The 21,840-nt window shown below is 63.2% G+C and carries 17 protein-coding genes and 1 tRNA gene; 10 read left to right on the forward strand and 8 right to left on the reverse strand.

The annotated features are described in order from the left end of the window. Window positions 1-288 precede the first annotated feature (288 nt). Entirely contained in the window at window positions 289-750 is a 462-nt protein-coding gene (locus BFX80_RS11905; protein ID WP_084209021.1) for an HIT family protein, read from the forward strand. 180 nt (window positions 751-930) lie between these two features. Further along, window positions 931-1,464 carry a hypothetical protein gene (locus BFX80_RS17870; protein ID WP_157109487.1) on the forward strand — a complete coding sequence of 178 codons (534 nt, stop codon included), beginning with the start codon at window positions 931-933 and terminating at the stop codon, window positions 1,462-1,464. A gap of 50 nt (window positions 1,465-1,514) precedes the next feature. Here the strand turns inward: BFX80_RS17870 and BFX80_RS11910 are convergent. Both BFX80_RS11910 and BFX80_RS11915 read right to left on the reverse strand, forming a co-directional pair. After that, window positions 1,515-1,588: transfer RNA gene (locus BFX80_RS11910), tRNA-Gly, on the reverse strand. A 160-nt stretch (window positions 1,589-1,748) separates the two neighbouring features. After that, window positions 1,749-2,789, reverse strand: a complete 1,041-nt coding sequence (locus BFX80_RS11915) for an adenosine deaminase (protein ID WP_333781903.1) — start codon at window positions 2,787-2,789, stop codon at window positions 1,749-1,751. Between the two features lie 309 nt (window positions 2,790-3,098). On the opposite strand from BFX80_RS11915, the gene BFX80_RS11920 reads away from it, so the two are divergent. Further along, on the forward strand, window positions 3,099-4,169 hold the full coding sequence (locus BFX80_RS11920; protein ID WP_084209022.1) for a Bug family tripartite tricarboxylate transporter substrate binding protein: 1,071 nt from the start codon (window positions 3,099-3,101) through the stop codon (window positions 4,167-4,169). A 50-nt stretch (window positions 4,170-4,219) separates the two neighbouring features. Here BFX80_RS11920 and BFX80_RS11925 read toward each other — a convergent pair whose 3' ends face one another. After that, a complete protein-coding gene (locus tag BFX80_RS11925) occupies window positions 4,220-5,830 on the reverse strand; it encodes an MFS transporter (protein ID WP_084209023.1) in 1,611 nt (536 codons plus the stop codon). A gap of 392 nt (window positions 5,831-6,222) precedes the next feature. On the opposite strand from BFX80_RS11925, the gene BFX80_RS11930 reads away from it, so the two are divergent. The 3 genes from BFX80_RS11930 to BFX80_RS11940 are packed head-to-tail and all read left to right on the forward strand — an operon-like array spanning window position 6,223 to window position 9,166. Continuing rightward, window positions 6,223-7,209, forward strand: a complete 987-nt coding sequence (locus tag BFX80_RS11930) for a Bug family tripartite tricarboxylate transporter substrate binding protein (RefSeq protein ID WP_084209024.1) — start codon at window positions 6,223-6,225, stop codon at window positions 7,207-7,209. Then, window positions 7,209-7,646: a tripartite tricarboxylate transporter TctB family protein gene (locus BFX80_RS11935; protein WP_077372626.1), complete on the forward strand. Its 438-nt coding sequence runs from the start codon at window positions 7,209-7,211 to the stop codon at window positions 7,644-7,646. The genes BFX80_RS11930 and BFX80_RS11935 overlap by 1 nt, the downstream gene beginning before the upstream one ends. After that, on the forward strand, window positions 7,646-9,166 hold the full coding sequence (locus tag BFX80_RS11940) for a tripartite tricarboxylate transporter permease (RefSeq protein WP_077372623.1): 1,521 nt from the start codon (window positions 7,646-7,648) through the stop codon (window positions 9,164-9,166). The genes BFX80_RS11935 and BFX80_RS11940 overlap by 1 nt, the downstream gene beginning before the upstream one ends. A gap of 91 nt (window positions 9,167-9,257) precedes the next feature. On the opposite strand, the gene BFX80_RS11945 is transcribed toward BFX80_RS11940, so the two are convergent. Beyond that, window positions 9,258-9,926 carry a helix-turn-helix domain-containing protein gene (locus BFX80_RS11945; RefSeq protein WP_167593032.1) on the reverse strand — a complete coding sequence of 223 codons (669 nt, stop codon included), beginning with the start codon at window positions 9,924-9,926 and terminating at the stop codon, window positions 9,258-9,260. 178 nt (window positions 9,927-10,104) lie between these two features. Between BFX80_RS11945 and BFX80_RS11950 the strand changes: the two genes are divergently transcribed. The 4 genes from BFX80_RS11950 to putP all read left to right on the forward strand — a co-directional run bounded on the left by BFX80_RS11950 (window position 10,105) and on the right by putP (window position 16,879). Further along, window positions 10,105-10,470, forward strand: a complete 366-nt coding sequence (locus BFX80_RS11950; protein WP_077372617.1) for a hypothetical protein — start codon at window positions 10,105-10,107, stop codon at window positions 10,468-10,470. Beyond that, window positions 10,470-11,228, forward strand: a complete 759-nt coding sequence (locus BFX80_RS11955) for an AraC family transcriptional regulator (RefSeq protein ID WP_077372614.1) — start codon at window positions 10,470-10,472, stop codon at window positions 11,226-11,228. Before BFX80_RS11950 ends, BFX80_RS11955 begins: the two co-directional genes overlap by 1 nt. A 408-nt stretch (window positions 11,229-11,636) precedes the next feature. Further along, window positions 11,637-14,927 (forward strand): bifunctional proline dehydrogenase/L-glutamate gamma-semialdehyde dehydrogenase PutA, encoded by a 3,291-nt coding sequence (putA, locus tag BFX80_RS11960; protein WP_157109488.1) that lies wholly within the window; start codon window positions 11,637-11,639, stop codon window positions 14,925-14,927. Between the two features lie 470 nt (window positions 14,928-15,397). Next, the gene (gene putP / locus BFX80_RS11965) at window positions 15,398-16,879 is read left to right on the forward strand and encodes a sodium/proline symporter PutP (protein WP_077372611.1); all 1,482 of its coding nucleotides are present in this window, start codon (window positions 15,398-15,400) and stop codon (window positions 16,877-16,879) included. Between the two features lie 126 nt (window positions 16,880-17,005). Here the strand turns inward: putP and BFX80_RS11970 are convergent, their stop codons facing one another. From BFX80_RS11970 to BFX80_RS11985, 4 genes are all read right to left on the reverse strand, one after another. Next, window positions 17,006-18,733 (reverse strand): glucosyltransferase domain-containing protein, encoded by a 1,728-nt coding sequence (locus BFX80_RS11970; RefSeq protein WP_167593033.1) that lies wholly within the window; start codon window positions 18,731-18,733, stop codon window positions 17,006-17,008. Between the two features lie 165 nt (window positions 18,734-18,898). Next, entirely contained in the window at window positions 18,899-19,738 is an 840-nt protein-coding gene (locus BFX80_RS11975) for a mechanosensitive ion channel family protein (RefSeq protein WP_240499561.1), read from the reverse strand. Between the two features lie 186 nt (window positions 19,739-19,924). Next, entirely contained in the window at window positions 19,925-20,650 is a 726-nt protein-coding gene (locus tag BFX80_RS11980; RefSeq protein ID WP_084209027.1) for a hypothetical protein, read from the reverse strand. Beyond that, window positions 20,625-21,836 (reverse strand): hypothetical protein, encoded by a 1,212-nt coding sequence (locus BFX80_RS11985; RefSeq protein WP_084209028.1) that lies wholly within the window; start codon window positions 21,834-21,836, stop codon window positions 20,625-20,627. Before BFX80_RS11985 ends, BFX80_RS11980 begins: the two co-directional genes overlap by 26 nt. Window positions 21,837-21,840: the final 4 nt, after the last annotated feature.

Here is a 21,840-nt window from a genome sequence, read left to right on the forward strand (position 1 = left end):
CGAACTGCTGAAAGGTGACCTGCCAATATCGCGGCTCTCCGACACGTCAGCAACACTTTTCGCGTCGATCGGCTCGGCAAGACAGTCACGTGGCACTTCATCGAGCAGGCTGCTGCCGTTACCCCTTCTGCGGGAACTGCCAAGCATTGACAACCAGGCCCCATCACACTTCACTCATACAAGGAGACTGCCAAGTTCTCTTTACAAGGGCTCTGTTCACAAGGGCTCTGATCACTGTGACACAGAATCAGGACGAATCTGGCGACACTTAACTACCAGGGAAGGATCATGAGTGACTGCGTATTTTGTCAGATCGTTACTGGCCAGAGTCAAAGCCATGTCGTGGCCGAAGATGAGCACTTCCTGGCCTTCCTCTCTATCTTCCCCTCTACCCCGGGCAACACGGTCGTCATCCCAAAACGCCACCTGGGCAGCTGCGTGTATGAACAAGACGACGAGGTGATTCTCGGCCTGATGCGCTTCACGCGCGGCGTGGCGCGCAAGCTAGACGCCTACTTCGGGACAGCACGCACCGCCATCATCTTCGAAGGTTATGGCGTCAACCACCTGCACGCCAAACTCATCCCGCTGCATGGCACCCAACCAGACGAATGGCAGGCCAAAAACTCGAAGATGAAGTACTACATGACCGAATACGATGGCTACGTCGTCAGCGCTGATGGCCCGCGTGAGGATGATGCGCAACTAGCGGCACTGGCGGAAGAGATACGTTATAAGAGAAACTCATAAATATTTTTCCTAGGCATCGATATGACCAACATACACTAAAAAGAAGATTGCGTTAAAGTTAACTTCGACAACATTTTGACTAATCCAGATAGCGTAGAAACATTTAAGCCACTACTATACATCAAACTATATGCAAAATGAAAAAACTGTGCTTAAACCATATATAAGGAAGACAATCTCATGGAACGATTTTTTCAGTCGATCGAAAGAGCTATAGTATGTCATGATTGGTATGGGGCTCTCTCGACTGCCTTAACTATTCCAGACATCGCAGGTAAATTTGAAAACCCTCAACTTAAAGTTGTTCAACGATATAAACAGTGGTACAGAGAGTGGCTCCAAGAAACCTATACTGGAAAGGGAGCTGCACTTGACGGCCACATATTCTTGTGTGATGAGGACTGCTATGGTTTAAGGTGCAGTTATTTACATGCAGGTGGTGCCGAGCTCGAGAAAAAAGCCAAACATACACTCGAAAAGTTTCATTTTATAGAACCGCCTAATTGGGGGTCAGCTCATAGAAATATGGTAAATGGAAATATTTTACAATTACAAGTAGATAAGTTCTGTGAAGATATAGTTCTGGCTGGTAGGGAATGGGTTACTTGGGCTAACTCAGAACGTCAGGATATTATTGAAAGAATGGATAGTTTGCTCTTTATCCATAATGCTAACAACGGGATACCAGGGCTGATAGAGATTCACAGAGATTAAAGGAGGGAATCGTAAAAAAGCCTCCCGAGTGGGAGGCTTTTTGAAGAATCTGGAGCGGGTGAAGGGAATCGAACCCTCGTCTTAAGCTTGGGAAGCTTCTGCTCTACCATTGAGCTACACCCGCAGGGCGGTGCATTGCGCACGCCAGAACTGCATTGTACTCAACGACTTAGCACGGTCAAGCAACATCTGATGGAGCGCTTGCCGCAAGGCGCGTCCTGCTGGCGATGTTGGTGGCCAAGCCGTTGATTACATTCAGTATTCAAGCGTCAGTGTTAATTGCGTCACGCCACGCAGCTATCGAGTTGCGCCAGCAGCACATCACGGCGGGTGTCACTCATGCCGAGGCCTTCGGCGCGCTGCGGGAAGGCGGCGTCGATGGCATTGCGGCACAGGGTAAGCCACTGCGTCTCGCTGAGATCCAGCGCCTGCTGCACGGCGATGAAGTTGTCGAGCATGCCGCCACCGAAATAGGCCGGGTCATCCGAGTTGAGGGTGATATTGAGCCCGGCCTCGATCAGCTTGGGCAGCGGGTGGTCGTCCATGCGCTCCACCACCTTGAGCGCGACATTGGAGAGCGGACACACCGTCAGCGGGATACGCCGCTCGGCGAGTTCCGCGACCAACGCCGGGTCTTCCAGGCAGCGCACCCCGTGGTCGATACGCTCCACCCCCAGCACCTCAAGCGCGGTGCGAATGTACGCAGCCGGCCCCTCTTCGCCGGCGTGAGCGACACGGTGCCAGCCGCGCTCCCCCGCCAGCTGGAAGACCTCGGTGAACTTCTCCGGCGGGTTGCCGATCTCGGCGCTGTCCAGCCCGACCCCCACGAAGCGTGACTCGAAGGGAATCAGCGCCTCGAACAGTTCGCGTGCAGATTCCGCGGAGTGGCAACGCAGGAAACTCGGCACCAGTGCCGAGGTGATATCGAATTCCTTCACTGCCTCACGACAGGCGCGCTCCAGCCCCGCGAACTGGGTGGCCAGGCTCACGCCACGTGACAGATGCGCCTGGGGGTCGAAGAACAGCTCCAGATGCTTGACGCCATCGGCACTCGCGCGGCGGAAATAGTCCTGCGCCAGTCGGTAGAAATGCGACTCGTCATTCAGCACGCCCATGCCCTGATAGTAGAGCGCGAGGAAGGCGGGAAGATCCGCGAAGTCATAGGCCGTCTCGACTTCCTCCAGAGTGGCATAGGGCAAGGCGATGCCCTGCTCCGCCGCCAGCTCGAACATCAGCGCAGGGGTCAGCGAGCCCTCGATATGCAGGTGCAACTCCACCTTGGGCAGGCGGGCGAGAAAGTCATGCATGCGCGGGGTAAGGGTCATGGCCCGTCTCCTCAATGAAAGGCGGCGGCTGGGAGATCGCGGAACGTTCATCACAGCCTGATGGCGCAATTCTAGCAATCCCGGGACCACATTGAGGAGAGAGGCTTGGGGAAATGCCGATTCCTGCCAGGACGCCTCAGCCCTGCGCCTTTCCGCTGCGCGCCGAAATAGGCTATTTTCGTTCATTCGTACTCTCGCAATGACTCACCATGCCAGAACCCGCGAGTACGCAAGCCAGCCGCAGAAGACACGCCGCCCTGGCTGACATAACCATAACGATCGACGCTGAACACCCAAGGACACCCTGCCATGTACGCCACCTTGCCTGCCCGCCGCACCTTGCTGCGCCGCCTGCATTCTCGCCTTGCTGCGCCTCATCGTGCCGGCGCCCTGCCCGCTGCCCTGCTGCTGAGTCTTGGCCTGATGACACCATTGAGCGCCTCCGCCGAGGAAAGCGCGGCCGATGACGTTGCCCCCAGGGGCAAGACTGAATGTATCGCCCCCGCCAAGCCCGGTGGCGGCTGGGACTTCACCTGTCGCAGCGTGGCACGCCTTCTCGATGAGCAGAATCTGATTCCCGCCGGCATGCAGACACTGAATGTGCCCGGTGCCAGCGGGGGTGTTGCCTTCGCGCACGTGAAGTCAAAACGCCATGACGATGAGCAGGTCATCGTGGCGGCCTCCAGCGCCACCACCACTCGCCTGGGGCAGCACGCCTATCAGGACGGCAAGGTGGACGACGTGCGCTGGCTGGTGACGCTGGGCGCGGATTACGGCGTGATCGCGGTGGCCGCGGATTCCCCCTACCAGACCCTCGGCGACCTGATGAGCGCCATGCAGGAAGACCCCAAATCAATCCGCTTTGCCGGGGGAGATGTCGCGGGCGGCTTTGACCACCTCAAGGTGCTGATGGCCGCACGCGAGGCGGGAATCGAGAATCTGCGCGCCCTGCCCTATCTGGCCTATGACTCCGGCTCCGTGGCCATCACCCAGGTCATGGGCGGCCACCTGGAGGCCTTCACCGGCGACATGACCGAGGCCCGCGGCTTCGTCGAGTCAGGCCATCTGCGCCTGCTGGCCGTGTTCAGCGAAGAGCGCCTGCCCGGCCAGTACGGCGACATTCCCACCGCACGCGAACAGGGCATCGACGTGGTGGCCCCCAACTGGCGGGGCTTCTATCTGCCGGGTGGCGTCTCCGATGCCGCCTTTGCCTGGTGGGAGCAGACCCTCAACCGCATGGCGGATACGCCCGAGTGGCAACAGGTGATGCAGGACAACGGCCTGATGCCCTTCCACAAGTCCGGCAAGGCGCTGGAGACCTTCATCACCCGCCAGGTGAGCGATGTGGAGCAACTGTCGCGTGAGCTGGGCCTGCTGTGACGGCCTGTCGTCGCAGATAAGCGTGAGACGCGCCCCTCACTGAGCGGACCTCAAGGCGTGGAGGGCGGCCACTGGGCCTTGAGCGCGTCGTGAGACGTAGATGTCTGCCACGCCGGCTCGTCTGATCCCCCCGCTGCGGCGGAGTCTGTCCTATCTGACTTCGCTGCGGCGGGGGGTTTTCTGCCGTCTCTCTGATCAATAATGCTCTGCTCAATACCGCTCTGATCAATAGTGCTCTGCTCAATAACGCTCTGATCAATGGCGCTCTGATCAGCAGCGCCCTGAATGTCCACTGGCGTCTCATTGGCCGCAAAGGCCTCATCGAGAGCCTCTTCCAGCGCCTCCTCGAAGGTTTCCTCCAGTTCATGTTCGAAGGCCTCTTCCTGTGCGGCCGCTTCAGCTGCCGCCAGCGCTTCCTGCTCGTCCTCGGCATGTTCATGCGCCCACTCCACCGCCACTTCCACCGCCATCGGTGACGCCGTCGGCAGGATATTCAGATAGCTGTCGGTGTCCTCCAGCGGCACCCTCGCCTTCTGGGTGACCTGATAGAGCGCATACAGCGAGATGGCCACGAAGGTGACGGCCAGCACCAGCCAGAAGGCATGGGGGTCGAGCATCTCCATCGCGCCCCCTGCCGCCAGCGGCCCGAGGATGGCACCGAGTCCGAAGGAAAAGACCAGCCCGCCCGAGGCGCCCGGCATCTCCTCGGCAGACAGCGAGTCATTGGTGAAGGCCAGCAGCAGGGCATACAGCGGCGTGGTCACCCCACCGGCGAGGAACGCGGCGGCGATCAACGGCCACAGGGCATCTCCCGCCATCCAGCCCAGTGCGCAGGACGCTGCACCGGCGGCGGCCAGAATCCCGATCAGCACTCGGCGATCCATGCGGTCCGATAACCAGCCGATGGGGGTCTGCAGAACCAGCGCGCCGGCGAACAGCGTGGCGATGAACAGCGCGATCTGAGCCCCCGAGAGGCCGATCTGGGTGCCGAATACCGCGCCCATCCCCGACTGGGTGGCGTAGACGCTACCGAGCAGAAAGATGCCGATGGCCCCCAGCGGCGAGGCCCGGAACAGCTGACCGAATGACATGGCCCGCGAGACTTCCACCACGGGCGCCACGACCGCCGACAACAGGATGGGGCCGAAGGAGACCGACACGAGAATGGAGGCGCAGATGAACAGCACGGAAGTCGCGGCATCCCCCAGCGTCAGCAGGCCCTGGGCCCCGATGATGCCCAGGGTCTGCGCCATCATGTAGGCCGAGAGCACCTTGCCACGGGTCTCGTTGCTGGCCGCCGCGTTCAGCCAGCTTTCCGCCGTCACATAGATGCCGGACATGCAGAAGCCGATCAACATGCGCAGCAGGGTCCAGGCCCAGGGCTCGGTGAGCAGTGGCAAGGCGATCAGTGCCGCCGAGATGAAACTGCCCAGCGCGGCGAACACCCGCACATGTCCGACCCGCTGGATCAGCACCGGGGTATAACGTGCCCCGGAGAGAAACCCCACGAAGTATCCCGAGGTGACGATCGCCAGCTCCGCCGAGGAGAAGCCCTCGATGGCGCCACGCAGGCCGATCAGCGTGAAGTGCATGCCGTTGCCGAGCATGATCAGCACGATCCCCAGCAACAACGCCCACACTCCCCCCAGTACCTTGACCATGACGCCTCCTGTTCCTTGCCCCTCGCTCGTCGTCAGGCGATGGCGGGCTTCGGCTACACGCTAGCCCTCGCCAGCCGGCGCTGCAGTTGCTGCAACGCCGCATGAGGTCTCATTCACGACATGCCATGCCGTCATGACCGATAGCAGGACACCGTCGAAGTCCCTTCAATGCACCGCCCTGGTGCAGGGAGGCGTCTTTCGACCAAGGTCGGTGCGACGAATGGTGATCTTGCGAGGCAGGGCCGAGGGGACTAATTTCACCATACAGAATAAAGTTCTGCCTTACAGAACTGTAAGGTTGCTGACAGGAAACCGGGAGACGAAGCCCGCCACTGTCCTGCCAGCGCAAAGAGTGCATACCAATAACAAGCTCAACGACATCAGAGGTCGCCATGACACGCCATCTGTCTCTCAAACTCCTGACCGCCGCGGTGGTCACCGCCATGTCCGCCCAGGCCCTCGCCTTCGAGCCCAAGGGCAAGGTCGACTGCATCGCACCGGCAGACCCGGGCGGCGGCTGGGATTTCACCTGCCGCAGCGTCGGCAAGCTGCTGTCTGATCTCGAATACGTGCCGGGCAACGTCCAGACCATCAACATGGCCGGTGCCGGTGGTGGCGTCGCCTTCGCCCATACCGTCTCCAAGCGCGCCGGTGATGAGCAGCTGCTGGTGGCCGCGTCCACCGCGACCACCACGCGTCTGGCCCAGGGTCAGTTCCCGGGCATGAATCAGGATCAGGTCAACTGGATCGGCGCACTGGGCGCGGATTACGGCGCCATCGCCGTCTCCAAGGACTCGCCCTACAACACCTTGAGCGAGGTGATGGAGGCGCTGAAGAAAGACCCGAAATCCGTCAAGTTCGCCGGCGGCAGTGCGGCAGGCGGCTGGGATCACCTCAAGGTACTGATCGCCGCCCAGGCAGCCGGTGTCGAGAACCTGCCCAAGGTCTCCTACCTGTCCTACAACAACGGCGGTGAGGCGATTACCCAGGTCGTCGGCGGCCACGTGCAGGCCTTCACCGGTGACATCTCCGAGATCCAGGGCTTCATGGAGTCCGGTGATCTGAAGGTACTGGCCGTGCTCTCCGAAGAGCGCCTGCCGGGCAAGCTGGCTGACGTCCCCACCGCACGCGAGCAGGGGATCGATGCTGTCGCGCCCAACTGGCGTGGCTTCTACATGCCGGCCGACATCAGCGATGACGCCGAGCAGTACTGGACCACGACATTGGACAACGTCTACACCAGCGATGAATGGAAGGACGTGATGACCAAGAGCGGCCTTATGCCGTTCCACAAATCGGGTGCCGAGTTTGATGCCTTCGTGAAGGCGCAGATCAAGGACATCCAGACGCTCTCCAAGGACATTGGGCTGATTCGCTGATGAATGACCGCATCTTTGGTCTGCTGATGCTCACCCTGGCCGTCGCGTACGGCTGGGGTGCCCAGCAGTTCCCCGAACCCTTCGGTGGGGCCGAGTCCATCGGTCCTGAAACCTTCCCTACCGTGCTGTCCATCGTGCTGGGCCTGAGCAGTCTGTACCTGATCCTGCGGCCTGACCCTGACCAGCACTGGCCGTGGAGCCGCACCGGCGCCGAGATGGTGCTGGCGATCGTGATCCTGTGCCTCTACACCGCGCTGCTGGAGCCGCTGGGCTTCATCGTCACGACCACCGCTGCGGTCGGCACCCTGTGCTGGCGCATGGGGGCCACGCCGCTCAAGGCCTATGCCACGGGGCTGGTCGGCGGCATCGTCGTCTTCGCCCTGTTCAATTTCGTGCTTGAGCTACCACTGCCGCTGGGCATTCTGGAGGTGGCGTAATGGAAAGTCTTGGCTTCTTGATGCAGGGCTTCGGCATCGCCCTGCAGCCAGAAAATCTGATGTTTGCCGTGCTGGGTGCCTTCCTCGGTACCTTGATCGGCGCCCTGCCGGGTCTGGGCCCGGCCAATGGCGTGGCCATCCTGATTCCGCTGGCCTTCACCCTGGGCCTGAGCCCGGAGACGTCGCTGATCCTGCTGACCTCGGTCTACGCCGGTGCCATGTACGGCGGGCGCATCTCCTCGATCCTGCTCAACATCCCGGGCGATGAGCCGGCGATGATGACCTGTCTCGATGGCTATCCGATGGCCCAGAAGGGCAAGGCCGCCGAAGCGATGGCCATCTCGGCGATCGCCTCCTTCATCGGCAGCCTGATCGCCACCATCGGCCTGATCGTGATGGCACCGTGGCTGGCCAGCTTCGCGCTGACCTTCGGCCCGGCGGAGTACTTCGCGCTGTTCGTGCTGGCCTTCGCCACCCTGGGTGGCATCACCGGCAAGAACCCGGTCAAGACCCTGATGGCGGCGGCCATCGGCCTGATGATCGCCACCGTCGGCATCGATGCCTCCACCGGCACCCAGCGCTACACCTACGACATTCTCGAGCTGTATGAAGGCATCGACTTCATCATCGCCATCGTCGGTCTGTTCGCCATCTCGGAACTGCTGTTCTTCATCGAGCAGCACGCCGGGGAAGGCAAGGCGATGATCGCGATGAACAAGATGACCCTGAAGCTCAAGGACATCGTGGCCATCCTGCCGACCGCCTTCCGTGGCGGGGTGCTGGGCTTCATTTCCGGCGTGCTGCCGGGCGCCGGGGCCTCGCTGGGCAGCTTCATCAGCTACACCCTGGAAAAGAAGATCATCGGCAAGAAAGGTCACTTCGGTGAAGGGGACCCGCGTGGGGTCGCCGCGCCGGAAGCCGGCAACAACGGGGCGGCCTCCGGTGCCCTGGTGCCGATGCTGACACTGGGCGTGCCCGGTTCCGGTACCACTGCGGTACTGCTGGCGATGCTGATCTCGCTCAACATCACCCCGGGACCGCTGATGTTCTCCCAGCACGGTGACATCGTGTGGGGCGTGATCGCGGCACTGCTGATCGGCAACGTCATCCTGCTGCTGATGAACATTCCGATGGTCGGCATCTTCGTCAAGCTGCTGTCCGTGCCGCCCAAGTACCTGCTGCCGGTGGTGACGATGGTCGCCTTCGTCGGCATCTACTCCATCAGCCACTCCGCCTTCGACCTGTACTTCATGGTCGCCTTCGGGGTCGCCGGCTACTTCCTGCGCAAGCTGGACATCCCGCTGGTACCGGTCATCCTGGGCATGCTGCTGGGCCCGGAGATGGAGAAGAACCTGCGTCACGCCATGCAGCTGTCCGACGGCGACTGGACCATCCTGATCGGCAGCCCGCTGGCCGTGACCCTGTGGTGCATCGCCATCGCCGGCCTGCTGCTGCCGGTGATCGTCGGCCCCATCCTGCGTCGCCGCATGGGGGCCGCCAAGGCCGCCACCGACGCCTGAGGCAAGCGCTTCCTGCAAAGGGAAGACGGCCAACCACACGACGCCCCCGCCGGTTACCCGGCGGGGGCGTCGTGTCATTCAGCCCTCCTCTTCACCTGGCGCTCTGCTGCCACTCCTGCATCAGCTGCCGTGCCTGGCCGGGCGTCAGGCGAGCCGATGGGCCGCTGAGCATGATGACTTCCGCCGGGCCCAAGCCTTCATCGTGATGCGGGGCGACGCTCACGGCCAGGGCTGCCACCGTCAGTCCTGCGGCCTCACCGACCTCGATCTCGCCACTGTCGATGCAGTGATGCAGCAAGGCGGATAGCGCCTCCTCGATCCATTCCCCCTCCTCCAGCTGATGGCGCAGCGGCGCCTCACTGACGCGAACATAGCGACAGATCGCCTGACGGGGGCGGGTCAGTCCCTCGACGGGACGCGCCTGCGCAGCCGGGCCATGCTCGACCAGCAGCAGGCTGGCCGTCTCACCACTGGCCGCATGCAGGCGTGCCAGCCAGCCACGCTGCAGGGTCTCGCGGGCATCGAGTCCGGGTGCCAGCTCGGCGAAGCGCCCAAGCGCCGCGCCGATGGCATAGATTCCATGGCTGTCACGCGTCACGTAGCCGAAATGCTCGAGCGAGCCCATCAGACGCAGAATCGTGCTCTTGTAGAAACCGCTGGCCTGGGCCAGCTCGTTGAGCGTCAGACGAGGCGTCTCGGGGGTGAAGGCTTCCAGCAGGGTCAAGGCACGCTCGACCGCTTCCACGCGTTGATTGGCCATGATTCGGCATTCCCCTTGGATGGACGGGTCACTCATGACCCTGCGGATGTCGCGAGAATCATGCCATATCGTTCTGCCAGACAGAACATCACCCGACACGCCGGACTGACGATGGCGCCGGACAGGCGTGGTAGAATGCCCCATCATTCCCTCGGCTCTGCCCGCACAAGGTTCGCTCATGACCATCTTCATCATTACCTTCGTGGTCTGCCTGATCGTCAGCGTCGGCACTGTCGCTCTGCTCATGATGTCGCGCACACCGCGATTTCGTACCGATTTCAGTGATATCGCCCGCGTGCTGGATCAGGCGGTCAGCGGCGAGATCAACGAGAACGAGTGGCATAGCGTGATCGGCTACCCGATTCGTCATGATGAATATCTGGAAAGCCTGCGCCGCCGCTGTCAGGGCATCTTCGACAAGCACGCCAGACCCTGGCAACTGGCGCAGGGCGGCGCGCTGTTCTCCCGCGAGGGCCGTGAGGAACTCAACGTCCTGCTGGGACACCTGCGCGCCCGCACGGGCGTGGCGGAGACCCGCGCCTGATGGTCAACAGCGAGATGCGCCTGATCCCGCTTTCCAACCTGCGGGAACACCATGATCACAGCTACCACCAGCTGGTGATCGGGCTGGATGGGCTGGCCGAATTCGAGATCGAAGGCCAGGGCGGCGAGATTCGCCCCCTGACCGGCTGTATCGTGCCAGCAGACCACGTGCACTATTACGCGGGCATCGGCGAGAATCGCCAGTTGATTCTGGACCTGCCGGATGACGCGCCCTATCTGACCGGTCAGCATCGTGACCTGAAGCGTCTGTTCGAGCGCCCGCGCTTCTTCACGCTGGATACCCGGCTGCGCGGCTATCTGGAATTCATGCTCGCCGAGGTCAATGATTATCAGCAGGCCCCCGGCGACCTGCTGGCTGCCACCTTCCTCGCCTGCCTCAACTCGCGTATCGCCGAGCCGATGAGCGCCCTGAACGGCACCGGCCGCCAGCTGGATCTGGTCGCCCTGAACCGCTTCATCGATGCCAACCTGCATCGCCGACTGAGCGTGGCGGATCTGGCACGTCAGTCCCACCTGTCCGAACAGCATTTCAGTGAGCGCTTTCGCGTGTTGACGGGGCTTTCGCCCTATCAGTACCTGCTGCGCCGCCGCCTGGACGAAGCGCGCCATCTGCTGGACAGCAGCGACCTCTCCCTGTCGCAGATTGCCGAGCGCTGCGGATTCGCGAATCAGAGCGCACTCTCGCACGCCTTCCGCAAGCACCTCGGTTTCCCGCCTTCCGCACTGCGCAAGTCCTGAACGCCCCCACCCAGCGTCTCCCGATCGCAAGCTCTGACCACAAGCGCTGAGCGCCAGCGCTGATCACAAGCCCTGAACGCAAGCCCCGGCCAGGGGCGCTGTCCTTAGAGCGTGACCGGCAGGGATCTGACACAGGACACTCCGACCTTGGTCTAACAAGTTCACAGCAATTGACGTCATGCTTTTCGACGAAGGTCGCAGATGGCGGCAGGTTTCACGCCACGCCCGTGGATTTGACACGCGCAGCCGAGAAATTGGAAAGACCCGCCCCCCTGCACCACCCTACATTCACCGGTATCCAACAAGACGTGCCGATGTCCCGCCCGGATGCGCCTCGCATCACCTTCGCGCATCGTGCCCGGCAATCCTATCTGGCGTAATGCCACCCAGCAGCAGGGGGTTTGCTCAATGACCACCGTCACTCCGGCCGTTCCGGCCACTACCCAGCCGTCCGATTCCCTCAAGGAAACGCCGCGTACCGCTTGCCCGCTGGGCGAGACGGTGCTGCGTGCCGACGAGATTCTGGCGCCGAATACCTGGCAACGCGATCCGAGCAAGCTGTTCTCACGGGTCAGCGACCACTATCTGGTCGACGAAGATGGTTTCGTGGCTGAGCTGGTCAAGCTGCTGGACGTCAACGATGCCGACATCAAGCGTGTCGGTGACAAGGCCGCGGAGCTTGTCCGCGAGATTCGCACCATGGACACCGCCGTCGATTCCATCGACGAGCTGCTGCAGCAATACAGCCTCGACACCCAGGAAGGCGTGCTGCTGATGTGCCTGGCCGAGGCGCTGCTGCGCATTCCGGACAAGGACACCGCCGATGCGCTGATCGAGGACAAGCTGGGCGTGGCCGACTGGAAATCCCACCTCGGCCAGAGCGAGTCCTGGTTCGTCAATGCCTCCACCTGGGGCCTTCTGATGACCGGCAACGTCATCAAGATGGATCTGCCCAAGAATGACGGCAAGCCGGCGACCTTCATCAATCGCATGGTCAACCGCATGGGCGAGCCGGTCATCCGTCGCGCCATGTATCAGGCCATGAAGATCATGGGCAAGCAGTTCGTGCTGGGCCGTGACATCAAGGAAGCGCTCAAGCGCTCCCAGCCGCAGTTCGAGAAGGGCTACACCTACTCCTACGACATGCTCGGCGAAGCCGCCTGCACGCGTGCCGATGCCAAGGGCTACTTCGATGACTACGCGCGCGCCATTCGCACCGTGGGCGAGACCTCTCGCAAGCTGAAGGCCGCGACGCCGTCACCGTCGGTCTCCATCAAGCTGTCCGCCCTGCACCCGCGTTATGAATTCGGCCGTCGCGAGCAGATTCTGGAAGAGCTGGTCGCCAGCGTGCGCGAACTGGTCAGCATCGCGCGCGAACTGGAAGTCGCCATCACCATCGATGCCGAAGAGGTCGATCGCCTCGAGCTGTCGCTGGAAGTCTTCCGCGCCGTCTACGAGAGCGACACCTGCCGCGGCTGGGGCAAGTTCGGTCTGGTGGTGCAGGCCTACTCCACCCGCGCTCTGCCGACGCTTCAGTATCTGAACCGCATCGCCGACCTGCAGGGTGACGAGATCCCGCTGCGCCTGGTCAAGGGCGCCTACTGGGACAGCGAGATCAAGGAATCCCAGGAGCTGGGGGTCGACGGCTATCCGGTCTTCACTCGCAAGGCCTCCACCGATGTCAGCTATCTGGCCTGCGTGCGCTTCCTGCTGTCCGAGAACACCCGTGGCCGCATCTATCCGCAGTTCGCGACCCACAACGCTCACACCATCAGCACCATTCTGGACGTGGCCAACTCAGGCGAGACGCGTCAGTTCGAATTCCAGCGTCTGCACGGCATGGGCGAGGCGCTGTACGACGCCGCCCTCAAGCGCGCTCCCGAAGGGACCTGGTGCCGTATCTATGCGCCGGTCGGTGCCCACAAGGACCTGCTCCCCTACCTGGTGCGTCGCCTGCTGGAGAACGGCGCCAACTCCTCGTTCGTCCACCAGCTGGTCGACCCGCGCGTGCCGGTCGAGAGCCTGTGCGTTCACCCGGTCACCACGCTCTCCCAGTTCAAGAGCTACCACAATCCGCGTATCGCTCTACCGCCGCATATCTATGGCGAGGGCCGTCGCAACTCACGCGGCATCAATCTGAACATCAACAGCCAGTACCAGCCGCTGATGGACGAGATGGCCAGGTTCATGGACAGCACCTACGACGTGCGTCCGCAGCTGGCCTTCGATGTCGACGCCAATGCCGAACGACGTCAAGCCGTGACCTGCCCGTTCGATCGCCGCGTCACCGTGGGCCACGTGCAGTGGACCAGCGCCGATGAAGCCTCCCGCGCCATCGACGCCGCCTGGGCCGCCTTCCCGCGCTGGGAGATGACCCCGGTCGAGGAGCGTGCTGCCATCCTCGAGCGCTTTGGCGATCTGATGGAAGCCCATACCGCGGAGCTGATGACCCTGTGCTCCCGAGAGGGCGGCAAGCTTCTGACCGATGGCATCGCCGAGATTCGCGAAGCCGTCGACTTCTGCCGCTACTACGCCAACCGTGCGCGTGCCGACTTCGGTGCCCCCACCGTCCTGCGTGGCCCGACCGGCGAGCACAACGAGATCGTGCTGGGCGGCAAGGGCGTGTTCGCCTGCATCAGCCCCTGGAACTTCCCGGTCGCGATCTTCTGCGGTCAGATGGTCGCCGCGGCCGTCACCGGTAACACCGTGGTCGCCAAACCGGCCGAGCAGACCTCGCTGGTCGCGCACCGTGTCGTCGAGCTACTGCGTGAAGCCGGCATGCCGCGGGATGTCGTGCAGCTGCTGCCGGGCGATGGCCCGACCGTGGGCAGCGTGCTCTCCAGCGACCCGCGCATCACCGGCGTCTGCTTCACCGGCTCCACCCAGACCGCCCAGATCATCAACCGCTCTCTGGCGGCACGTGAAAATGCCCCGCTGCCGAGTCTGATCGCCGAGACCGGTGGCCTCAACGCCATGATCGTCGACTCCACCGCCCTGCCGGAGCAGGTCGTCAATGACGTGGTGCAGTCCGCCTTCCAGAGCGCCGGGCAGCGCTGTTCCGCCCTGCGTGTGCTCTACGTCCAGGAAGATGTCGCCGAGCGCGTCATCAGCCTGCTCAAGGGCGCAATGGATGAGCTGAAGATCGGCGATCCGCGCGATCTGGGCACTGATGTCGGCCCGGTCATCGATGAAGAGGCACGCGCCGGTCTGCTCAAGCACATCGAGGAATATCGTGCCCAGGGCCGCGTGGTGGCGGAAGCCCGCATGGACCCGGCGCACACCGCCGAAGGCACCTTCGTCGCGCCGATCGCGCTGCGCATCGACGGCATCGACAGCCTGGAAAGCGAGCAGTTCGGGCCGATCCTGCACATCGCCACCTGGAAAGGCGGCGATATCGACAAGGTCATCGATACCATCAATGGCCTGGGCTATGGCCTGACCTTCGGTGTGCATTCCCGAAACGAAAGTTTTGCTAATGCAGTTGCACAGAAAATTCGTGTTGGTAATGTCTACGTCAACAGGAATATCATCGGCGCAGTGGTGGGTGTACAGCCGTTTGGTGGTCAGGGCTTCTCCGGTACCGGTCCGAAAGCCGGCGGCCCCCACTACCTGCACCGTTTCGCCACCGAGAAGACCCGTACCATCAACACCACGGCACTCGGCGGCAACGCGTCTCTTCTGGCCATGGGCGACGAATGATCGGCGCTATCGCCGGTGACGGGCTCGGCATGACGGGCCTGCACGACGAGTAGCATCGGTCCCGCCTGACAGAGGACTGCATGCCGGACGTGCATGAAGTAGTCAGGCAATGGGCATCAGGACGATGCCTGGCACACCCTCTCTGCAGCACGGGGGGTGTGCTTCGGACACCGACAGGGATGCCACTTGGCAGACAGGCCGATTGACTGGCCTGCCCGCCAGGTGCCCTGCGGTGTCCGTTGCCGTTCTCCTGCTTGATTCGACGGCGACATGCGGGGACGGAGAGGCTTCAGATGATTCGTTTATGCGCTAGTCTGAACATATACAGAATGGCACCAGCCCTTGCAGGACGGTGACATTCGGTAGGTGCTCAGGGCCATGGCGGTGATGCACCAGGCGGTGCCATCTCCTCCGGGATTATCGGAACGCTCGACGTCCGACAACAATAAATGCAAAGGATTTACTCCACGATGGTCGAAAATAGCCCCACAATTCTCATCACGTTTGCCGTCTATCTGGCGGTGATGCTTGGCATCGGCCTGCTGGCCTACAAGCGCACCTCCAACATGTCGGACTACATCCTGGGCGGCCGCTCACTGGGCCCCTGGACCTCCGCGATTTCCGCCGGCGCCTCTGACATGTCCGGCTGGCTGCTGCTGGGCCTGCCGGGCGCGGCCTACCTCAGTGGTCTGTCCGCTGCCTGGATCGGCATCGGCCTGCTGGCCGGTACCTGGCTCAACTGGCTGATCGTCGCCAAGCGCCTGCGTATCTACAGCTTCGTCGCCAGCGACTCCCTGACGCTGCCGGATTACTTCGAGAAGCGCTTCCGCGACAACTCCAAGATGCTGCGTGTCATCTCGGCCGTCTTCATCCTGCTGTTCTTCCTCTTCTACACCAGCTCCGGTCTGGTGGCGGGCGGCAAGCTGTTCGAGACCGTCTTCGGCCTCGACTACACCATCGCCGTGACCGTCGGCACCATCGCCATCGTGTCCTACACCTTCTTCGGCGGCTTCCTCGCCGTGTCGTGGACCGACCTCATCCAGGGCCTGATGATGGCCGCCGCGCTGATCGTGGTGCCCATCGTCGCGCTCACCGACATGGGTGGCGTGGCAGAAGCGAGCTCGCGCATCACCGCCGAGAACCCGCTGCTGCTGGAATGGTTCCGTGACGCCTCCACCGGTGAAGCCCTGACGCTGGTCGGCATCATCTCGTCACTGGCCTGGGGTCTGGGCTACTTCGGTCAGCCGCACATCCTGGCGCGCTTCGCGGCCATCCGCAGCGAGAAGGATGTCGGCACCGCACGCACCATCGCCGTCATCTGGTCAGCCCTGGGGCTGTTCGCCGCCATCTGCATCGGCCTGCTGGGTCTCGTCTATGTGCCGAAGGATCTGGCCGACAGCGAGAAGATCTTCATGGTCATGGTGAACTTCATCTTCCACCCGGCGGTCGCCGGCGTGCTGCTGGCCGCCATCCTGGCTGCCGTGATGTCCACCGCCGACTCCCAGCTGCTGGTGTCTTCCTCTGCGCTGGCCGATGACTTCTACAAGGCACTGTTCAAGAAGGACGCGACCCAGTCCGAGCTGGTGTGGGTCGGCCGCTTCGCCGTGATCGGCATCGCCATCATCGCGTGGGTGCTGGCACTGGACCCGAACTCCAGCGTACTGGGCCTGGTGTCCTACGCCTGGGCCGGCTTCGGCGCGGCCTTCGGTCCGGCGCTGATCATGTCGCTGTACTGGCGTCGCATGAACCGCTTCGGCGCTCTGGCCGGCATCATCGTCGGTGGCGTGACCGTGGTGGTCTGGAAGCAGCTGTCCGGTGGCATCTTCGACCTCTACGAGATCGTGCCGGGCGTCATCTTCGCCTACATCGCCATCTACGTGGTCAGCATCATGACCGCAGCGCCGAGCGATGAGATCACCGACGAATTCGAACAGGTCGAGAACCACGCCTGATCGAACTCGGCAGCATGATCTGCCGTGAGACACGACAACGCCGCCCCTCGGGGCGGCGTTGTCGTGTCTGGATAAGCGTCTGGGCAAGCGCCTGGGCAAGCGCCTGGGCAAGCGTCTGGACGCACGTCAGGGTCTCACGTCTGCTCGGCGACAGTTCTCGGCGGTGCGAAAGTCGATCACCCAGACACCCTCCTGCAAGGTCTGGGTGAAGATTCTCGGCGATCCCCCCTCATCTCCCGGGGCATCCACTGACGCGCGCTCGTCACAGACAGGCGGCTCCTTGATACTGGCCTTGCGCTCATCATCGCGCAGCAGGGTCGCCGCACTGGCACCGGCCATGCGCAATCTCACCACAGCCCAATAGTTGTCAGGCGTGAAGGCGGCGATCAGGTTCTGGCGCACGGCGGGCACCTGACGCTCAGCGACCCGCGCCAGCGGTGCCAGCGGCGCCTTCCCCAGCACCTGCACCGCCAGCTCGTCATCGGGCCGATAGGTGTCGCGGTCACGTGGTGAGGTGATCGGCAGTCCCAGCTCACGTGCCTGGGTGACGATCTCACGCGCCAGCTGGGTCTCATGGGCCTGCTGGGCGGCCAGCGCATTGCTCCAGGCCGCGAAGATCAACCAGTGACGCAGCAACAGCAGTGCCGCCACCGCCAGCAGACAGCGCCGCAGCGTGAAGCGCTCGGAGGCTCTCGCCTGCCGGCCCGCCAGGCTCAGCATCAGGGCACCGCCCAGCAGTGCCCCCCAGCCCACCAGGGTGCGCGAGTGAAAGACCGGCTCCGCCAGCATCAGCATCGGCCCCCACAGTGCAGGTATCAGCAGCAGCGCCCACAGCAGACGACTCAGACGCTCCAGCGTCAGCTGGCGCGAGGACACCTGGCGTGCGCCATGCCGCCGGCCTGCTGTCATCAGCGCCGCCCCCAGCGCTACCACCAGCAGGCTGCCACTCAGTACCCCGCTGACGAGATCCAGTCCGCCACGCAGGGCGGCAAGTGCCTCTACGAGATGCTGCTCCAAGGCGGCCAGCAGCGCCGGGAGATCCCCCAGCGACAGCATCTCGCCGTGCTGCTGGCTGTAGTCGCCCGCCACCAGCAGTCGTGACAGCGGCAGGTAGAGCAGCAAGGCAGCCAGCACCAGTCCGCCGCGCTGCAGCAGCGCAAGCCAGGCGCGCCATACCGATTCACTCTGTTCGGTCTTTCCCTCTTCGAACTTCCTCTCTTCGGTATTTCTCTCATCAGCCTCTCTCCTTTCGACCCCGCGCGGGCGCGACCCCATCAGGGCGTCCAGCAGGCTCAGTACCAGAAAGGCGTTCAGCGCCGGCTGGTAGCAGCACAGGGCCAGCAGCAGCAATCCCAGCGCCATCAATGAAGGTTGCCAGCGGCGCTGCGAACGTTGCACCGGCCCGTGGACACCCGGGCGCAGGATCAGGCTGGCCAGCATCGCGCTGGCAAGCCCGAGACTCATCGGCAGACTGTCGTAGGCATAGCTGAAGTTCTGCAGCGTGAAGGGTGTCAGCCAGATGAGCGCATTGCCCAGCACGCAGACGCCCGGCGAGAGTCCCGGCACCCGACGCCACCAGACCAGCGCCATACCGGCCGCGATGCCCCAGGCCGCCAGCTGCGGCAAGGGCGCGACATTGACAAGCTCTCCCCCGAAGCCCAGCAGGCGCATCACGCCTTCCGCGGCCGGGCGGGCATTCAGCCCCCATCCGAAGTAGCCATCCAGGGTACGACTCATGTCATCCAGATAGAGGGCCTGCTGGCTTAACAGCGGCACGAGCCCGATGCCGAGCACGGCCAGGCTGGCAAGCAGAAGGTGCCACGCCTGGCGACGTTGGCGACGAGTCAGATCCATGATCATGTACAAGAGACGACACTCCCGGTCCTGGAGGATGAACCACTGCCACACTCGAGAGTAGCTGACTCGCGCCACAAAAAAACGCCACCCGAAGGTGGCGTTCTTTTGTGTCATATCACGGCATGTCATGGCATGGCATGCCATCACGCGAGGACAGGTGGCTTACTCGGCCGCCCTGCCCGGCTGATGGATATGCACATCGCGCTGCGGATAGGGGATGCTGATGCCGCGCTCATCGAAGGTCAGCTTGATACGCTCGGTCATGTCCCACTTCAGTGCCCAGTAGTCAGAGGCCTGGCACCACATGCGGAAGTTGAAGTTGACCGAGCTGTCGGCCAGTTCCGCCACGGCGATCAGGTAGGACGGCTCCTTCATGATGCGCTCGTCGCTGTTGACCAGCTCCTCGAGCACCGCCTTGACCTGACGGATGTCGTCGTCATAGCTGACCCCGACCACCAGATCCAGACGACGTGTCGGCAGTGCCGAATAATTGGTGATGGTCTGGGACATCACGCTGGAGTTGGGCACGGTGACCTTGCGATTGTCCGGCGTCACCAGACGAGTCTGCAGCATGGTGATCTGGTCGACGCTGCCGGACGTCCCGGCGGCCTCGATGTAATCGCCCTTCTTGAACGGACGCAACGTCACCAGCAGGAAGCCCGAGGCCAGATTGGACAGTGAGCTCTGCAGTGCCAGGCCGATGGCCAGACCCGCCGCACCCAGCGCCGCGATCATCGACGTGGTATCGACCCCCACCTGATCCAGCGCGGTCAGCAGCACCATGACCACCAGAATCGCGTAGGCGATCTGACCGACGAAGCCTGCCGCCGCCTCGTCCATGCTCTTGCGCTGCAACAGCGAGGTGACCCAGCGGGTCAGACGCTTGGCCACCCACATCCCGAACACCAGCACGGCCAGTGCTGACAACAGGGTTCCGCCCCACCACAACGCCAGCTCGAACAACTGGTCGGTTTCCATGGGAATGGCATTCAGAAAATCCACACTAACTCCTTGTAAGCCCCTTGCGATGACAGTCACTGACTACCGGGCGCTTTCTCTTGATAGGACGCGAGCCGTTCACCATCAGGCGAACTGCCGCTCGGTCGGACGGATCATTCACGTTGCCGCGCGCACAATTTACCTGACTATCGTCGCCGCGTCAGTGCCATCGCGCGCCGCCGGTCAGGGTCATGGAGCACTGTCGGGCGGCGTCAGCCCCAGGGTCGAGCGCAACATCACGCTATCCAGGCGCAGGCCAACGGGAAACTTGTTGCCATCGATCCCGACATCCCGCGGGGCAATGGGCGGCGGCCCCTTGAGCGTCAGATGCAGGCTGCCGTCCGGCTGGATCAACCGCTCCGGCACCTCCACCTCGTGGCTGGCCTGACGACCGCCCACCGGCCAGCGGGCCAACAGCTCGCCTTCCCCCCACACCTCCACCGGGCGGGGTTCGGCGTCATCGGGATAGCGTGACAGCGCGAGTGCCACCACGACCGGCTGCCTGAGGCCCGGCGTGACCTTCAGACGCAGACCCACCTGCGCCTGGCGTGCACTGACCGGCCGATCCTCCTTGGGCGAATAGAACCCTTCCCACAGCACGCCGCAGTTGCCAAGCGGCTCCCCCTTGCGCACGGGATAGCGCTCGCCCAAGGCGAGAACCGGCACCTCACCCATCGGGCGATAGCAGGTGGTGGCGTGTTCGATGAAGTAGCGTCGGTAGTGGTCATCCACCTGAGGGGTGCGTGCCAGCCACAGCATGCAGAGTTCGAAGGCCAGCACGGCGGCCGTCGCCAGCAATAGCCAGAGACGCCGCCGGCTCAAGCGGGTCGGCACGCCGTAACGCGCGTCGGCGCGCCCTCCCGAAGTGGCGGAGAGGTCCGCACTCACATCAGACGAGCCAGAATGCGGCGTCATACCAGTTCTCCACCAGCCAGAGGTTGAAAAGCGCGCCCAGGGCGACCAGCCCCCAGGCAAGTCGGCTCGGGAGGCGCGTGAGCAGATCCAGCAGCGCCAGCACGAACACCGGCATGCCGATCAGGTAGCGCGGGATGGCGTCCAGCCCCGTGGCCAGCGGAATGAACAGGGTGAACGCCGCCAGGCCCATCTCCAGCCAGCGCCGCTGCAGGCCCAGCCAGCCGATCAACGCGATGCCGATCAGCGCCATGCTGGCCTGCCAGGCGGGCCGGAGCGTTTCCGGCGCCGTGAACCAGTACCCCAGCCCCTGCACCAGATTGACGATGGGATTGCCCATCTCGCGGCCCCAGGAGATCTGCACGTGACTGAAGGCCAGCGCATCGCCCGTCTGGTGGTAGAGCACCGCCATGAACAGAAACAGCCCCAGCGGCCCCATCACGCCGATCAACAGCCAGTCGGGGCGGCGCCACAGCTCGGCGAAGGCCGCCAGACGCAGGCGCGCCAGCAGCTCGATGCCCATGGCGATGACCCAGAACACCCCGGTGGCCCGTGTCATCGACAGCAGCAATGTCCACAGCATCACGCGTCCGGTGCGCTGACAGCGCCAGTCGATCAGGGACGCGAGACACAACAGCCAGAACAGCGATTCCGAGTACAGTGCGCTGAAATAGAAGCTGTACGGCATGCTGGCGACCAGCCACACGAACAGCAGCGGCGAGGCATCAGGGCGCGTGATGGCAAGATAGCGACACCCCAGCCCCAGGGCCGCCGCCAGCAGCACATTGCTCAGCAGTACGCCCATCAGCTCCGGGTCGAGCTGGCCGCCCAGCGTCACCAGCCACAACAGGGCAGGATAGAGCGGGAAGAAGGCCCAGTTGGCGGCATCACCGTCGCTCATGCCCCGGGCTTCGACATCGTAGCCACGAGTCATGATGCCCTTGAACCAGCTGCCATCGAACTGGGCCATGGCATGCAGGTAGCTTTGATCGCCATGGGCGGCGATGGCCAGCCACGCAAGCCGCGTGATCACCAGTGCCAGCAGGATATGTGCCCAGGGAATGCTGGCGGTGCGTGCGCGCACCAGCGCCTCGCTCGGCGATGGCATCTCGGCGATCAACGCGGCCCCCAGGGCCGCCAGCCGCCCCTTGCCCATCCGCTCGGCCTTCACGGCAGTGCTGTCGTTCATGAGG

The organism is Cobetia marina (assembly GCF_001720485.1).
Lineage (GTDB): Bacteria > Pseudomonadota > Gammaproteobacteria > Pseudomonadales > Halomonadaceae > Cobetia > Cobetia marina.

What these genes read in the sequence shown, in the direction of transcription:
- BFX80_RS11905 (WP_084209021.1), top strand. Translation starts at nt 289, where the DNA reads ATGAGTGACTGCGTATTTTGTCAGATCGTTACTGGCCAGAGTCAAAGC.
- BFX80_RS17870 (WP_157109487.1), top strand. Translation starts at nt 931, where the DNA reads ATGGAACGATTTTTTCAGTCGATCGAAAGAGCTATAGTATGTCATGAT.
- BFX80_RS11915 (WP_333781903.1), bottom strand. Translation starts at nt 2,789, where the DNA reads ATGACCCTTACCCCGCGCATGCATGACTTTCTCGCCCGCCTGCCCAAG.
- BFX80_RS11920 (WP_084209022.1), top strand. Translation starts at nt 3,099, where the DNA reads ATGTACGCCACCTTGCCTGCCCGCCGCACCTTGCTGCGCCGCCTGCAT.
- BFX80_RS11925 (WP_084209023.1), bottom strand. Translation starts at nt 5,830, where the DNA reads ATGGTCAAGGTACTGGGGGGAGTGTGGGCGTTGTTGCTGGGGATCGTG.
- BFX80_RS11930 (WP_084209024.1), top strand. Translation starts at nt 6,223, where the DNA reads ATGACACGCCATCTGTCTCTCAAACTCCTGACCGCCGCGGTGGTCACC.
- BFX80_RS11935 (WP_077372626.1), top strand. Translation starts at nt 7,209, where the DNA reads ATGAATGACCGCATCTTTGGTCTGCTGATGCTCACCCTGGCCGTCGCG.
- BFX80_RS11940 (WP_077372623.1), top strand. Translation starts at nt 7,646, where the DNA reads ATGGAAAGTCTTGGCTTCTTGATGCAGGGCTTCGGCATCGCCCTGCAG.
- BFX80_RS11945 (WP_167593032.1), bottom strand. Translation starts at nt 9,926, where the DNA reads ATGGCCAATCAACGCGTGGAAGCGGTCGAGCGTGCCTTGACCCTGCTG.
- BFX80_RS11950 (WP_077372617.1), top strand. Translation starts at nt 10,105, where the DNA reads ATGACCATCTTCATCATTACCTTCGTGGTCTGCCTGATCGTCAGCGTC.
- BFX80_RS11955 (WP_077372614.1), top strand. Translation starts at nt 10,470, where the DNA reads ATGGTCAACAGCGAGATGCGCCTGATCCCGCTTTCCAACCTGCGGGAA.
- putA (WP_157109488.1), top strand. Translation starts at nt 11,637, where the DNA reads ATGACCACCGTCACTCCGGCCGTTCCGGCCACTACCCAGCCGTCCGAT.
- putP (WP_077372611.1), top strand. Translation starts at nt 15,398, where the DNA reads ATGGTCGAAAATAGCCCCACAATTCTCATCACGTTTGCCGTCTATCTG.
- BFX80_RS11970 (WP_167593033.1), bottom strand. Translation starts at nt 18,733, where the DNA reads ATGGATCTGACTCGTCGCCAACGTCGCCAGGCGTGGCACCTTCTGCTT.
- BFX80_RS11980 (WP_084209027.1), bottom strand. Translation starts at nt 20,650, where the DNA reads ATGACGCCGCATTCTGGCTCGTCTGATGTGAGTGCGGACCTCTCCGCC.
- BFX80_RS11985 (WP_084209028.1), bottom strand. Translation starts at nt 21,836, where the DNA reads ATGAACGACAGCACTGCCGTGAAGGCCGAGCGGATGGGCAAGGGGCGG.